Origin of the sequence: Planococcus sp. NCCP-2050, from assembly GCF_023708025.1 — a bacterium.
Lineage (GTDB): Bacteria > Bacillota > Bacilli > Bacillales_A > Planococcaceae > Planococcus.
This window is the reverse complement of the sequence record NZ_BRCX01000001.1, coordinates 1,148,062-1,161,622: the sequence shown is the minus strand read 5'-3', so window position 1 is coordinate 1,161,622 and position 13,561 is coordinate 1,148,062. Positions and strand designations below refer to the sequence as shown.

The 13,561-nt window shown below is 46.6% G+C and carries 12 protein-coding genes; 11 read left to right on the top strand and 1 reads right to left on the bottom strand.

Going from position 1 to position 13,561, the window contains the following annotated elements:
• Positions 1–14: 14 nt before the first annotated feature.
• The 7 genes from NFU07_RS05625 (at position 15) to NFU07_RS05595 (ending at position 9,376) form a co-directional block, all read left to right on the top strand.
• Positions 15–1,151, top strand: a complete 1,137-nt coding sequence (locus tag NFU07_RS05625) for an acyl-CoA dehydrogenase (protein ID WP_235197103.1) — start codon at positions 15–17, stop codon at positions 1,149–1,151.
• Between the two features lie 15 nt (positions 1,152–1,166).
• The gene (locus tag NFU07_RS05620; protein ID WP_251475680.1) at positions 1,167–2,306 is read left to right on the top strand and encodes an acyl-CoA dehydrogenase; all 1,140 of its coding nucleotides are present in this window, start codon (positions 1,167–1,169) and stop codon (positions 2,304–2,306) included.
• A 15-nt stretch (positions 2,307–2,321) separates the two neighbouring features.
• Positions 2,322–2,963 (top strand): TetR/AcrR family transcriptional regulator, encoded by a 642-nt coding sequence (locus NFU07_RS05615; RefSeq protein ID WP_251475679.1) that lies wholly within the window; start codon positions 2,322–2,324, stop codon positions 2,961–2,963.
• A 6-nt stretch (positions 2,964–2,969) separates the two neighbouring features.
• Positions 2,970–6,221: a fused isobutyryl-CoA mutase/GTPase IcmF gene (gene icmF / locus NFU07_RS05610; protein ID WP_251475678.1), complete on the top strand. Its 3,252-nt coding sequence runs from the start codon at positions 2,970–2,972 to the stop codon at positions 6,219–6,221.
• A gap of 282 nt (positions 6,222–6,503) precedes the next feature.
• A complete protein-coding gene (locus NFU07_RS05605; RefSeq protein ID WP_251475677.1) occupies positions 6,504–6,800 on the top strand; it encodes a hypothetical protein in 297 nt (98 codons plus the stop codon).
• Between the two features lie 246 nt (positions 6,801–7,046).
• The gene (rpoE, locus tag NFU07_RS05600) at positions 7,047–7,625 is read left to right on the top strand and encodes a DNA-directed RNA polymerase subunit delta (protein ID WP_251477122.1); all 579 of its coding nucleotides are present in this window, start codon (positions 7,047–7,049) and stop codon (positions 7,623–7,625) included.
• Between the two features lie 155 nt (positions 7,626–7,780).
• Positions 7,781–9,376 carry a CTP synthase gene (locus tag NFU07_RS05595; protein WP_251475676.1) on the top strand — a complete coding sequence of 532 codons (1,596 nt, stop codon included), beginning with the start codon at positions 7,781–7,783 and terminating at the stop codon, positions 9,374–9,376.
• Positions 9,377–9,419: 43 nt separating this feature from the next.
• Here NFU07_RS05595 and NFU07_RS05590 read toward each other — a convergent pair whose 3' ends face one another.
• Positions 9,420–9,905: a DUF2529 family protein gene (locus NFU07_RS05590; RefSeq protein WP_251475675.1), complete on the bottom strand. Its 486-nt coding sequence runs from the start codon at positions 9,903–9,905 to the stop codon at positions 9,420–9,422.
• Between the two features lie 171 nt (positions 9,906–10,076).
• On the opposite strand from NFU07_RS05590, the gene NFU07_RS05585 reads away from it, so the two are divergent.
• The 4 genes from NFU07_RS05585 to NFU07_RS05570 all read left to right on the top strand — a co-directional run bounded on the left by NFU07_RS05585 (position 10,077) and on the right by NFU07_RS05570 (position 13,538).
• Entirely contained in the window at positions 10,077–10,436 is a 360-nt protein-coding gene (locus NFU07_RS05585; protein ID WP_285835940.1) for a response regulator, read from the top strand.
• 85 nt (positions 10,437–10,521) lie between these two features.
• Positions 10,522–11,379 carry a class II fructose-bisphosphate aldolase gene (locus tag NFU07_RS05580; protein ID WP_251475673.1) on the top strand — a complete coding sequence of 286 codons (858 nt, stop codon included), beginning with the start codon at positions 10,522–10,524 and terminating at the stop codon, positions 11,377–11,379.
• Positions 11,380–11,482: 103 nt separating this feature from the next.
• On the top strand, positions 11,483–12,145 hold the full coding sequence (gene fsa / locus NFU07_RS05575) for a fructose-6-phosphate aldolase (RefSeq protein WP_251475672.1): 663 nt from the start codon (positions 11,483–11,485) through the stop codon (positions 12,143–12,145).
• Positions 12,146–12,239: 94 nt separating this feature from the next.
• On the top strand, positions 12,240–13,538 hold the full coding sequence (locus NFU07_RS05570; protein ID WP_251475670.1) for a UDP-N-acetylglucosamine 1-carboxyvinyltransferase: 1,299 nt from the start codon (positions 12,240–12,242) through the stop codon (positions 13,536–13,538).
• Positions 13,539–13,561: the final 23 nt, after the last annotated feature.

Here is a 13,561-nt window from a genome sequence, read left to right as displayed (position 1 = left end):
TAGGGGGAACAGCAATGGATTTGCGATTTACAGAAGAACAATTGATGATGCGCAATATGGTGCGTGATTTTGCAAAAGAAGAAATAGCACCATTTATCGACCGGATGGAAGAAGGGGAATTTCCCCGCGAAATCATCAAGAAAATGGGCGGACTTGGCTTGATGGGCATCACCGCACCTGAGAAATACGGCGGTTCCGATATGGACTTCACTTCTTATATCAGCGCCATTCATGAATTGTCAAAAGTCAGTGCAGTTGTCGGTGTAATTTTGTCCGTTCATACGTCAGTCGGCACGAATCCGATTTTGAACTTCGGTACAGAAGAGCAGATCCAGCGCTATGTTCCGAAATTGGCTTCAGGCGAATATTTGGGGGCATTTTGCCTAACAGAACCGGCTGCCGGTTCTGATGCAGGCAGCTTAAAGACAAAAGCAGTGTTGAACGGCGATCATTACGTCTTAAACGGCTCAAAAGTATTCATCACAAACGGCGGAGAAGCGGATACATATATCGTTTTCGCGTCGACAAAACCGGAAGCGGGCTCGCGTGGAATTTCTGCATTTATTGTGGAAAAGGATTTTCCGGGCTTGGTAATCGGCAAAGATGAGAAGAAAATGGGGCTTCACGGTTCACGGACAGTGCAGCTGACATTCGATAATATGAAAGTGCCGGTTGAAAATCTACTGGGCACGGAGAATAAAGGCTTTAGCATCGCCATGGCGAATTTGAACGTCGGACGCATCGGGATTGCGGCACAGGCACTCGGCATCGCAGAAGCGGCTTATGAACATGCAGTGGCTTATGCGAAAGAGCGCGTGCAGTTTGGCAAACCGATTTCACAGCAGCAAGGCGTCGGCTTTAAATTAGCGGATATGGCAACACAAGTGGAAGCGGCAAAATTGCTGGTCTACCAGGCGGCTGATCTTTATGCACAAGGCAAAGACTGCAATAAGCAAGCTTCAATGGCGAAATTATTCGCATCAAAAGCAGCAATGGACGTTTCCATCGAAGCCATCCAAGTTTTTGGCGGCTATGGCTATACGGAAGATTATCCGGTCGAGCGCTTATTCCGCGACGCGAAAGTGACGGAAATCTATGAAGGCACGAGTGAAATTCAACGCATTGTTATCAGCAAGCAACTATTAAAATAATTGGGGGAAATGAAAATGAATTTTCAATTGAGCGAAGAACATGAAATGATCCGCAAAATGGTACGCGATTTCGCAAACAAAGAAGTGGCGCCGACAGCAGAAGAGCGCGACGAAGAAGAACGTTTTGACCGAGAAATTTTTGATAAAATGGCGGAACTGGGATTGACAGGAATTCCATGGCCGGAAGAGTACGGCGGTATCGGATCTGACTATTTGGCATACTGCATCGCTGTAGAAGAATTGTCGCGCGTCTGCGCTTCAACTGGCGTAACGCTTTCAGCCCACACATCACTTGCAGGCTGGCCGGTATACACATTCGGAACAGAAGAGCAGAAACAGAAATACCTTCGCCCGATGGCAGAAGGTACGAAAATTGGTGCTTACGGTTTGACGGAGCCCGCTTCAGGATCGGATGCAGGCGGCATGAAAACTTCTGCTAAAGAAGACGGCGACCACTACATCTTGAATGGTTCGAAAATCTTTATTACAAACGGCGGAATCGCTGACATCTACATCGTCTTCGCGGTGACAGATCCAGAATCCAAACATAAAGGCACGACCGCTTTCATCGTTGAAAAAGATTTTGAAGGATTCTCGGTCGGCAAAAAAGAGAAAAAACTCGGGATCCGTTCAAGCCCGACAACTGAAATCATTTTTGACAACTGCCGCGTACCGAAAGAAAACATGCTTGGCGAACTTGGCCAAGGCTTTAAAATTGCGATGCAGACACTTGACGGCGGACGCAACGGAATCGCTGCACAAGCAGTCGGAATTGCACAAGGTGCGATGGACGCTGCAATCGGCTATGCAAAAGAGCGCGAGCAATTCGGCAAACCGATTGCTGCGAACCAAGGTGTGTCGTTTAAATTGGCGGATATGGCAACATCGATTGAAGCTTCCCGTCTATTGACTTACCAAGCAGCTTGGCTTGAGTCGAACAAACTTTCTTACAGCAAAGAATCGGCAATGGCGAAATTGATGGCTGGAGATACGGCGATGAAAGTCACAGTAGAAGCTGTTCAAGTATTCGGCGGCTACGGCTATACGAAAGACTATCCGGTCGAACGTTTCATGCGTGATGCGAAAATCACTCAAATTTACGAAGGCACACAGGAAATCCAGCGTTTGGTCATTTCCCGTATGGTCACTAAATAACCGGAGGGCTGCTTTATGAATAAAAAGCGTGAAATTCAGTCCTCCGTAAAAGACGAAAGCCTGATTGAAAAGCGCCGTGCACAGATGATTCGCGGCGCTGTCACGCTTTTTAAAGAAAAAGGCTTTCACCGGACGACGACAAGAGAAATTGCCAAAGCTTCAGGTTTCAGCATCGGGACTTTATATGAATACATCCGGACAAAAGAGGATGTCCTTTACTTGGTCTGTGATTCGATTTACGACGAAGTGCATGCACGGCTCGATGCGCTTGACATTGATAAAGGCTCACTTGAAGTACTGATTACGGCAATCGAACATTACTACAGCTTGATCGATGACATGCAGGACGAATACGTGGTCATGTACCAGGAATCGAAATCGCTGCCAAAAGACGCACTTCGCTATGTGCTGGATAAAGAAATGGAAATGGTGTCTCTCTTTGAGCGTTTGCTCGCAGAATGTGCGGACAGCGGAGAAATCACCATGGCGCCGAAAGAAATTAAACTGGCAGCCAATCATTTATTTGTCCAAGGCCAAATGTGGGCATTCCGCCGCTGGGCATTGCGTGATTACACAATTCAGGAATTCATCGAACTTCAAACGAAATTTCTGCTGCAGGGGATGGCAGGGGAGAAAATTACGCTACGGGGGGTTTAATAGATTATGGCGACAATTCAAGAAGAAACGAAATACAAGCCGCAAAATCACGTTCGCTTTGTAACGGCATCCAGCCTTTTCGACGGACACGATGCATCGATTAATATCATGCGCCGCATTTTGCAGGCAAGCGGGGCTGAAGTGATTCACTTAGGCCATAACCGCTCTGTCGAAGAAGTGGTAAATGCAGCAATCCAGGAAGACGTTCAAGGAATCTGCATTTCCTCTTATCAAGGCGGCCACATGGAATACTTTAAATACATGTACGATCTGCTTCAGGAAAAAGGCGCTGGCCATATCCGCATTTACGGAGGCGGCGGCGGTGTTATCCTGCCGCGCGAAATCAAAGAATTGGAAGAGTACGGCATTGCCGGTATCTTCTCGCCGGAAGACGGCCGTAAAATGGGTCTTGAAGGCATGATTCTGGAAATCGTCAAAGAATGCGATTTCTCGACAATCAAAGAAACGCCTGCTTTTGATGTGATTTCAGCTGACAACCCGGTAGCCTTGGCAAACTTGATCACCGCAGCCGAAGAAGCGCATACGCGTGAACTCGATACGGATAAATTGCTTCAGGCAGTACGCGCCCAAACGAAGAACACGCCAGTTCTCGGCATCACCGGAACAGGCGGGGCAGGGAAATCTTCTCTGACCGATGAATTGATCCGCCGTTTCTTGTCTGAACTTCCAGATCAGAAAATCGCGATTCTTTCCATTGATCCGACAAAGCAAAAAACGGGCGGCGCTTTGCTCGGTGACCGGATCCGCATGAATGCGATCTTCAACAAACGCGTCTTTATGAGAAGTTTGGCGACTCGCGGTTCAAGAACGGAAATCTCAAGCGCATTGGGCGATGTCCTTGATGTCGTTAAAGCGGCAGATTTCGATTTGATCGTAGTGGAGACAAGCGGAATCGGACAAGGGGATGCGGAAATCGCTAATTTCTCAGACGTTTCAATGTACGTCATGACAAGCGAATTCGGTGCGCCGACACAGCTTGAGAAAATCGATATGATCGATTACGCAGATTTGATTGTCATCAACAAATTTGAACGCAAAGGTTCAGAAGATGCGCTTCGCCAAGTGCAGAAGCAATTCCAGCGCAGCCATCTTTTATGGGATAAAGACTTGGACGAAATGCCGGTATTCGGCACGATCGCAAGCCAGTTCAACGACAAAGGCACGAACTCACTTTTTGCAGCGCTAGTGCATGCAGTCAATGAAAAATGCGGCACCGAGTGGACGACGGATTACGACCAATTCGTCAAAACGCAAAAAGAGAACTTGATCATTCCGAATGACCGCCGCTATTATTTGCGGGAAATTACGGATACGGTCCGCAACTACCATGCGAAAACACAAGCGCAAGCAGCATTTGCACGCCGCTTGTTCCAATTGGAAGGCGCCATCGAAGCGGTAAAAGAAAAAGCGCCGGATGATGCGCTTGTTGAATCGCTTCAATCGCTTGCTTACGGTGTACGCGAAGAATTGACGGCAGAGTCTAAACGCATTCTTGAAAACTGGAAACAGCTGAAAGAAGCCTATGCTGGAGATGAATTCATCACGACAGTCCGCGACAAGGAAATCCGCACGATCTTGCGTACGGAAAGCTTGTCAGGATTGAAGATTCCACGAGTGGTGCTGCCGAAATTCGAAGACTACGGTGAAATCCTGAAATGGGTTTATTTGGAAAACGTTCCAGGTTCATTCCCTTACACGGCTGGAGTATTCCCATTCAAACGGGAAGGCGAAGATCCAAAGCGCCAGTTTGCAGGAGAAGGAACACCCGAACGGACGAATAAACGATTCCACTACCTATCCAAAGACGACGATGCGAAACGCTTATCAACGGCTTTTGACTCGGTAACGCTATACGGCGAAGATCCTGACCACCGTCCCGATATTTACGGAAAAGTTGGCGAGTCGGGTGTATCGATCTGTACATTAGATGATATGAAGAAACTATACGCAGGCTTTGATCTATGCGCACCATCTACATCGGTGTCGATGACGATCAATGGACCGGCGCCGATCATTTTGGCGATGTTCATGAACACTGCCATTGATCAGCAAGTGAAAATAAACGAAGAGAAATTCGGCCGTCCGTTGACGCTTGAAGAATTCACGGAAGTTCGTGAATCGACGCTTCAAGTAGTGCGCGGGACGGTGCAGGCGGATATCTTAAAAGAAGATCAAGGCCAGAACACATGCATCTTCTCAACGGAATTCGCACTTCGCATGATGGGCGATATCCAGCAATATTTCATTGACCATAAAGTGCGCAATTACTATTCGGTATCGATTTCCGGCTACCACATTGCAGAAGCGGGAGCGAACCCGATTTCACAGCTCGCGTTCACCTTGTCGAACGGTTTCACTTATGTCGAATATTATTTGAGCCGCGGCATGAACATTGATGACTTCGCACCGAACTTATCGTTCTTCTTCTCGAACGGTTTGGATCCGGAATATACAGTCATCGGACGTGTGGCACGCCGCATTTGGGCAGTCGTGATGCGCGATAAATACGGCGCAAACGAACGCAGCCAAAAACTGAAATACCATGTGCAGACTTCCGGGCGCAGCTTGCACGCACAGGAAATCGACTTCAATGACATCCGTACGACGCTGCAGGCATTGATGGCGTTGCAGGATAACTGCAACTCGCTTCACACAAATGCTTATGACGAAGCGATTACAACGCCGACCGAAGAATCGGTTCGCCGTGCAATGGCAATCCAGATGATCATCACAAAAGAGCACGGCTTGTCGAAAAACGAAAACCCGCTGCAAGGTGCGTTCATCATTGAAGAAATGACGCAGCTAGTTGAAGAAGCAGTATTGCAGGAATTCGACCGCATCAACGACCGCGGCGGAGTTCTTGGTGCGATGGAAACGCAATACCAGCGCGGCAAGATCCAAGAAGAATCCATGCATTACGAAATGAAAAAGCACACAGGCGAATTGCCGATCATCGGCGTAAACACGTATTTGAATCCGAATCCGCAAAGCGACGACGATATCAATGCAATGGAAATCGCCCGTGCGACGACCGAAGAAAAAGAAACGCAAATTGCCAACTTGCGCGCTTTCCAGGAGCGCAATGCTTCAGAAGAAGCGCTTAATCGCTTGAAACACGTAGCGAAATCCGGCGGCAACATCTTCGAAGAATTGATGGAAACCGTAAAAGTCGCAAGCCTCGGCCAAATCACGACAGCTTTATATGAAGTTGGCGGACAGTACAGACGGAATATGTAGTTAGAAAAGCGGATCCGCCCACGAAAGCCCCGACAAGCTTAAGGCGACTTGGCGAAGCGGCATGTTTTCAGCCGCACAGCCAAGTTGACTTAAGACCTCGAGGGGCTGGGCGGAGGAGCTGGACAATGGAAAAGCGGAATCGGCCGTTTTGCTCCGACAGGCGTAAGACAGGCCGCGAGGAGGCTGTTGCCGCCGCAGCGGAATGGTTTACGACCCGAGGAGCAGGCCGATGGAGCTGGACATCAAGAAAAGCGGATCCGCCCACGAAAGGCATAATCCAGCTTGAATAACACCAAAAGTGGTTCGTGGAGCATCCACGAACCACTTTTTCTTCTTCTTTTATTGAAATTAGATGGTTTAAATCCATTTGCGCGCGTTCAATTAGAAATACGCGCGTTCAAACGGATTTGCGCTCGTTCAAAAGAAAATGCGCTCGTTCAAAAGAAAATACGCGCGTTCAACCAAGAATACGCGCGTTCGACCCCATTCCAGATCCGTGCGAATGTCATCGCCGCCGAGAAGTGCAGCAAGTCGATAAAGATGGCAATTTTCTGTATAATAGAAGGAAGTTCACTGTAGAAAACACAAAGGATGATCACTCATGTCGAAATACGCACATTATCTTATCATCCTCCTCTGCCTCTTCCTTACTTTCTTTCTCTACAACAAAGCGCTCGGATCAATCCCGTTTTTGATCTTGTCGTTTTACTTGTTTTATTTCGGCTGGACGCAGCTGAGTAGCAGAAAAAAGAAAACACGGTAGCGGAGCGCAACTACTTTGTATATAATGAATTAAGTTAAGATAGAAGAAGGGACGTGCACAGATTGAAAATCCGTGAATTATCAAAAGAAGAATTAGTGGAAGAGTCGTTTGTCGACTTAGCCTATGCACTTTTAGAAGAAACACACGAAACAAAAACTTATCCGGAGATTGTTGCAGAAATTGAACAATTGCTCGGTTTATCTAAAGAGGATATGAAAAAACGTCTGGCTCAGTTCTACACAGACATGAATATTGACGGCCGTTTCTTGATTCTTGGCGAAAACCGTTGGGGCCTTCGCGAATGGTACCCGGTTGAACAGATCGAAGAAGAATCGGCACCAACTGTTAAAGCACGCAAGAAAAAAGCGAAAGTGGCAGGCGACGATGGCTTCGACGATTTGGATCTTGATCTTGAAGATGAATTGGAATTCGATGACTTCGGCGAAGGCGACGACGATGAAGACGACGATGAAGACGACGATGACGATGATACAGATGAGCTGTTGAAAGTTCCAGAAGTGGAAGTCCTTGATTTCGACGTGGAAGATGAAGACGATGATAATGACGGCGTCTTAGTAGAAGATTTGGACGGCAACATCATTGATGATGAAGATGACGAAGAGGAAGATGATCTGAAGTAATCAGAACAATTTTACCTTGACTTATGTGACTGGACTGGATAAGATTTTACTGGGCTCCTTAAAAATAGGAGAGATGATTCGTATAGTTTACGCGCTCCCTCTGCACTTGCAGACGGGGCGCTTTTTATTTTTTCAAAATTGAAGGAGGAACCGGCATGACAAAGTATATTTTTGTAACTGGCGGCGTTGTATCGTCATTAGGTAAAGGGATAACAGCTGCTTCACTTGGGCGTTTATTGAAAAACAGAGGGTTGAACGTCACAATCCAAAAATTCGATCCATATATCAATATTGACCCAGGAACGATGAGCCCATACCAACACGGAGAAGTTTTCGTAACGGATGACGGCGCGGAGACAGATTTGGATTTAGGGCATTACGAACGTTTCATCGATATCAATTTAAATAAATACTCTAACGTAACGACAGGGAAAGTATATTCCACTGTCATTCAAAAAGAGCGTCGCGGCGATTACTTGGGCGGAACTGTCCAAGTGATTCCGCACATCACAAATGAAATCAAAGACCGCCTTCTGCGCGCTGCGAAAACAGCAAAAGCAGATGTCGTCATTACCGAAATCGGCGGGACCGTTGGGGATATCGAATCGCTTCCATTCCTTGAAGCAATCCGCCAAATGCGTTCAGACCTTGGCCGCGAAGAAGTCATGTACATCCATTGTACGTTGATCCCGTACTTGGGCGCTGCGAAGGAAATGAAAACGAAGCCGACTCAGCACAGCGTGAAAGAATTGCGCAGCTTAGGGATTCAGCCAAACTTGATCGTTGTCCGCACCGAGCATGAAGTGCCTCAGGACATGAAAGACAAAATCGCTTTGTTCTGCGATATCAAAGCAGAAGAAGTCATCGAATCCCGTGATGTTGACGTGATCTACGAAATGCCGCTTCGCTTGAAAGAACAGCATATGGACCAAATCGTTCTTGACCATTTCGGCATTGAAGCGCCGGAAGCGGATATGGGCGAGTGGATCGAACTTGTGGATAAAGTGAAATCATTATCGAAAGGAGTCCGCATCGGTCTTGTCGGAAAATATGTGGAACTTCAAGATGCTTACATCTCTGTAGTTGAAGCGTTGAAACACGCCGGATTTGCATTTGATGCAGATATCGAAGTGGATTGGATCAATGCAGAACACATCAACGCTGAAAACGTTGAAGAGAAACTGGCAAACTGTGACGGAATCTTAGTTCCTGGTGGATTTGGAGACCGCGGAGTCGAAGGGAAAATCGTGGCAACAAAATATGCACGCGAAAACAAAGTGCCATTCTTCGGGATTTGCCTGGGCATGCAATTGGCTTCAGTCGAATTTGCACGCAGTATCATGGACTTTGACGATGCGCATTCATCTGAGTTGAACCCGAAAACCTCGTATCCGGTCATCGACCTTCTTCCGGAACAAAAAGACATCGAAGACTTAGGTGGAACGCTTCGCCTTGGCCTTTACCCGGCAAAATTGGAAGTTGGTTCAAAAGCGCATGAAGCATACGGCGAAGAATTGGTGTACGAACGCCACCGCCACCGCTATGAATTCAACAACGAATACCGTGAGCAATTCGAAGCAGCCGGCTTTAAATTCTCAGGAACGAGCCCAGATGGCCGCCTAGTGGAAATTATCGAGATTGCAGACCACCCATGGTTTGTCGCTTGTCAATTCCACCCGGAATTCATCTCGCGCCCGAATCGCCCGCAGCCGCTATTCAGAGAATTCGTTAGAGCTTCTTTGAACAACTAATATCAAAAATCCTTCCCAGGAACTTTCCTTGGGAAGGATTTTTTTATTCTGCGAGCATTTCATCAATGATCATTTTGACAGCATGGTAAATAAACAATGCGCCCATGGCATAAGGAACCACCGTGCGTCCGCCGTCGTCTGTAGGGACAAGGCCCTTCGAAATGCCAAGTGAAATGAATGCATCGGCTTCTACCGGATCTCTTGCGGCACCCGTCAGCATGGCGAACGGAATTCCGGCATCATTCAAGCGTCCTGCCAGTTCGTCGCCTTCATCATTGGGTGCAAGAATCCATACACGGTCTGCGCTTGTCAAAATACTATCAGGTTTCCAGTCGATACTGCTTTCGAGCGGTTCAGCACCGTTTAGCGCCGTTTCAACGACTGCTTTCATTTCACCAAAGGCTGCGAGAAAGATAGTTCCTTCGCCGACTGCAGCCTGAGCCAGGACTCTTGCCGTATCTTCAACGGCCACTTCTTGCTTTGAAAGACGCTGGAACAGTCCGGCGGTTTGTGTAGCTAACATTTTCATTTCATTCACCTCACTTTTCATTATAGCCAAATGAAAGAAAAGAATAAGCTTTCCAGTCGTCCAATTTAAACGAATCAAAAAGTAATTGGAAAGTATTGGTGGAAATGCATGCGGCTATTCAGTAGAATGAAACTAGAGTTGAGAAAGCTGGAAGAGAAGGGGGCAATACGGTTGAAGACGATATTGATTGTAGATGACCAAATGGGAATCCGTCTTTTATTGAATGAAGTATTTAAAAAAGAGGGGTATGACACCTTGACGGCTGCAAATGGCAACCAAGCCCTTCAAACGGCAGGCGAAAAGCATTTGGATATCGTATTGCTCGATATGAAAATTCCAGGGATGGACGGCATCGAAATATTAAAGAATTTGAAACAGATTCAGCCGGATGTCCAAGTAATCATGATGACAGCCTATGGCGAACTGGATTTGATCGAAGAATCGCTTATCAACGGCGCGTCCTGCTATTTTACAAAACCGTTTGACGTATTTGAGATACGTGAAGCTGTAAAGCAATTGTTAACAGACTGATACACGCAGAAGTGGCGAAAGCACGGCGTTTTTGGTATAGTATAAAGGATATTTGGATAAGAGTAGAGCTTAGGAGGAATTGTGAATGGCATTAGTTTCAATGAAAGATATGATGATCAAAGGGAAACAAGAAGGTTATGCAATCGGTCAGTTCAATTTGAATAACCTGGAGTTTACCCAAGCAATTTTACAAGCTGCACAAGAAGAGAACTCGCCAGTTATTTTAGGGGTATCTGAAGGGGCAGCACGTTATATGGGCGGATTCACCACTGTAGTACATATGGTGAAAGGCTTGATGCACGATTATAAAATTACAGTGCCAGTGGCGATTCACCTAGATCACGGTTCTAGCTTTGAAAAATGCAAAGAAGCGATTGATGCTGGATTTACATCTGTCATGATTGACGCTTCCCATCACCCATTCGAAGAAAATATCGAAATCACGAAACAAGTGGTAGAATACGCACATAAACACAATGTTTCAGTTGAAGCGGAACTTGGAACTGTAGGCGGCCAGGAAGATGATGTCATCGCTGACGGCGTTATTTATGCAGATCCGCAGGAATGCAAACAACTCGTTGACCAAACAGGAATCGATTGTTTAGCGCCAGCTTTAGGTTCTGTCCACGGGCCTTATAAAGGCGAACCGAATTTAGGATTTAAAGAAATGGAAGAAATCTCCCAACTATGTGATGTTCCGCTAGTATTGCACGGCGGCACAGGCATTCCGACAAAAGATATTCAACGTTCTGTGTCACTTGGAACAGCGAAAATCAACGTCAATACAGAAAACCAGATTGCGTCAGCGAAAGCGGTCCGTGAAGCATTGGCTAAAGATGCAGAAATGTATGATCCACGTAAATACTTGACGCCAGCTCGCGACGCGATCAAAGCGACAGTCATCGGCAAAATGCGTGAATTCGGAAGTTCGAACAAAGCGTAATCGATTCTCTGGAATCAGCAAACAATAAACTAAAACTGTGGAAAGGGAGAAGCGTCCGAGTGGTCTCTTCTTCCTTTTTCCAAATTACAGGAGGAAAACAACAATGAAATTTTTTATTGATACAGCAAACTTCGAAGAAATCAAAGAAGCACATTCATGGGGCATCCTTTCAGGCGTTACGACGAATCCGTCATTAGTGGCAAAAGAGAAAAACGTTTCTTTCCATGATCGTTTAAAAGAAATCGCGGCTTTGGTCGACGGTTCAATCAGCGGTGAAGTTATCGCACTAGATGCTGAAGGCATGATCAAAGAAGGCCGTGAACTGGCTGCACTTGCTCCAAACATTACTGTGAAATTGCCAATGACTCCAGATGGTTTGAAAGCATGTTCAACACTTGCAGCAGAAGGCATCAAAGTAAACGTTACATTGATTTTCAGTGCGAACCAAGCTCTTCTTGCAGCTCGTGCCGGCGCTTCATATGTTTCTCCTTTCCTTGGGCGTTTGGATGATATCGGACACAACGGCATGGATTTAATCGCGACAATCGCAGACATTTTCGCTATCCATGACATCAAAGCTGAAATCATTGCTGCATCAATCCGCCATCCACAGCACGTAACGGACGCTGCTTTGAACGGTGCGCATATTGGAACAATGCCGATTAAAGTTATGGAGCAAATGTTCAAGCATCCCCTAACCGACAAAGGCATCGAAGCGTTCCTGGCAGATTGGGAAAAACGTTCAATTGAAGAACAAGTAAAATAAATCGGCACGGCAATCAAATTTCGAGATTCAACAGGCTTTCCAATGTGAAAGCCTGTCTGATTCTTGAAGTAGGGCAAAGGAGAAATTAGATCTGATGGATGTATATAAAGTAAAAGGCGGTAAACGCTTGTCGGGCACGATAAAAGTGAATGGCGCAAAAAACAGTGCAGTGGCTTTGATTCCTGCATCAATTTTAGCGAATTCGCCTGTGCAAATCGAAGGTTTACCGGAAATTTCTGATGTCTGGACACTGAAAAATATTCTTGAAGAGATCGGTGGAGAAGTTTCTTTCGAAGACGGAACCATGAACATCGATCCGACCAATATGGTTGATATCCCTCTGCCAAACGGAAATGTTAAAAAACTTCGCGCTTCCTATTATATGATGGGCGCTATGCTTGGACGATTCAAACATGCGGCAATCGGTTTGCCGGGCGGCTGCTTTTTAGGGCCTCGTCCAATCGATCAGCACATCAAAGGATTTGAAGCACTCGGAGCGAAAGTGACAAATGAACACGGCGCGATTTACCTGCGTGCAGATGAACTTCGCGGCGCGAAGATCTATCTGGATGTCGTGAGCGTTGGTGCTACGATCAATATCATGTTGGCTGCTGTTCTTGCGAAAGGGCAGACGGTCATTGAAAATGCAGCGAAAGAACCTGAAATCATTGACGTTGCTACCTTATTGACGAATATGGGCGCAAAAATCAAAGGGGCAGGCACGAATATTATCCGGATTGACGGCGTTGAAGAATTGCATGGCACGAACCATACCATCATTCCAGACCGCATCGAAGCCGGAACATTCATGATCATGGCGGCAGCAGCAGGAGACGGAATTACGATTGATAACGTTATTCCATTCCATATGGAAGCTTTGACGGCGAAACTTCGTGAAATGGGAGTCGACGTGCAAGAAGGCGAAGAATCCATTTACATTCCGAAAGCTGAGAAACTGCAGGCCATTGACGTGAAAACGCTTGTGTATCCTGGATTTGCAACGGATCTGCAGCAGCCGTTTTCTGTATTGATGACGCAGGCCACGGGGTCTTCGATGATTACGGATACCATCTATTCGGCCCGCTTCAAACATATTGATGAACTTCGCCGCATGAATGCAAGTGGGCGTGTGGAAGGTCGGGCTGCCATTATTACCGGACCGACGCCGTTGACTTCTGCTACTGTTGTAGCATCTGATTTGCGTGCCGGTGCGGCATTGATCATCGCCGGTTTGCTTGCTGAAGGCGAAACCGAAATCCGCGAGATTTACCATATTGAACGCGGCTATTCTGCAATTGTCCAGAAACTGCAAGGGCTAGGTGCGGATATCCGCAGAGAAACAATCGATCCCGTCAGCAGTGTAAAGTCTGACCTCGGGCATAATGCGAATTGACTTCTTTTTGGCTGATTTAACTA

Bases quoted from the DNA above. Each gene is read 5' to 3' on its own strand.
- NFU07_RS05625 (WP_235197103.1), top strand. From the start codon at position 15: ATGGATTTGCGATTTACAGAAGAACAATTGATGATGCGCAATATGGTG.
- NFU07_RS05620 (WP_251475680.1), top strand. From the start codon at position 1,167: ATGAATTTTCAATTGAGCGAAGAACATGAAATGATCCGCAAAATGGTA.
- NFU07_RS05615 (WP_251475679.1), top strand. From the start codon at position 2,322: ATGAATAAAAAGCGTGAAATTCAGTCCTCCGTAAAAGACGAAAGCCTG.
- icmF (WP_251475678.1), top strand. From the start codon at position 2,970: ATGGCGACAATTCAAGAAGAAACGAAATACAAGCCGCAAAATCACGTT.
- NFU07_RS05595 (WP_251475676.1), top strand. From the start codon at position 7,781: ATGACAAAGTATATTTTTGTAACTGGCGGCGTTGTATCGTCATTAGGT.
- NFU07_RS05590 (WP_251475675.1), bottom strand. From the start codon at position 9,905: ATGAAAATGTTAGCTACACAAACCGCCGGACTGTTCCAGCGTCTTTCA.
- NFU07_RS05580 (WP_251475673.1), top strand. From the start codon at position 10,522: ATGGCATTAGTTTCAATGAAAGATATGATGATCAAAGGGAAACAAGAA.
- fsa (WP_251475672.1), top strand. From the start codon at position 11,483: ATGAAATTTTTTATTGATACAGCAAACTTCGAAGAAATCAAAGAAGCA.
- NFU07_RS05570 (WP_251475670.1), top strand. From the start codon at position 12,240: ATGGATGTATATAAAGTAAAAGGCGGTAAACGCTTGTCGGGCACGATA.